1 protein-coding gene is annotated in these 999 nt (G+C 69.8%); it reads left to right on the top strand.

All coding sequences use genetic code 11. The annotated features are described in order from the left end of the window. Nucleotides 1–63: 63 nt before the first annotated feature. A protein-coding gene (locus Pta02_RS40795) for an IS5 family transposase (RefSeq protein WP_373872443.1) occupies nt 64–977 on the top strand; the annotation gives its coding sequence in 2 pieces (ribosomal slippage) (nt 64–480 and nt 483–977; 912 coding nt in all). Nucleotides 978–999: the final 22 nt, after the last annotated feature.

Here is a 999-nt window from a genome sequence, read left to right on the forward strand (position 1 = left end):
TGCGCGCAAGAGATCGACAACGGACGAGGTCTCCGGTAAGAGGGTTGATCGACCAAGAACAACCTGAATACCGGAGACCTCGTGGCCACCTTAGCGGTGACGCGGCGGTTCGACCTGACCGATGCGCAATGGGCGGTACTGGAACCGCTGCTGCCTGCGCCGACGCGTTCAGGGCGGCCGTCATTGTTCAGTAAGCGGCAGTTGATCGACGGGATCCGCTGGCGGGTGCGGGTCGGCGCACCCTGGCGCGACGTGCCGGCCTGTTACGGGTCCTGGCCGGCGGCCTATGCCCTGTTTCGGCGCTATCAGCGCGATGGCACCTGGGCCCGGATCGTGACGGCGCTGCAGGCGCGGGCGGATGCAGCCGGGTGCATCACCTGGGATGTCAGCGTGGATGCCACCATCGCCCGGGCGCATCAGCACGCCGCGGGCGCGCGTAAAAGGGGGATCTGCAGGCCGAGCCGCCGGGCGGCCGGGGCGGCGCCGAGCCGGCCGATCACGCCCTGGGGCGCTCGCGCGGCGGGTGGAGCACCAAGGTGCATCTGGCCTGCGAGCAGGGGCACAAGCCACTGGCGATCGTGCTGACCGCCGGACAGCGCGGCGACAGCCCACAGTTCACTACCGTCATCGGCGGCATCCGGGTACCCCGCCTGGGCGGCGGACCTGCGCGCACCCGCCCGGACCGCGTCCTGGCCGATAAGGCCTACACCTCGGCGGCCAACCGCGCCTACCTGCGGCGACGCGGTATCAAGGCGACCATCCCGAGCAAGGCCGACCAAGACGCCAACCGCCGGGCCAAGGGATCGCGGGGCGGGCGGCCCCCCGCTTTCGCCCCGCAGCTCTACACCCAGCGCCACGCGGTGGAGTGCGGCATCAACCGGCTCAAGCGTCACCGCGCTGTTGCCACGCGATACGACAAGCTCGCCGTGCGCTACGAAGCCACGGTTCTCATCGCCGTGATCAACGAATGGCTCTGACCGACTTTGATACAGGCCCTAG

This window comes from Paraplanobispora takensis, assembly GCF_016863195.1.
Taxonomy (GTDB): Bacteria; Actinomycetota; Actinomycetes; order Streptosporangiales; family Streptosporangiaceae; genus Planobispora; species Planobispora takensis.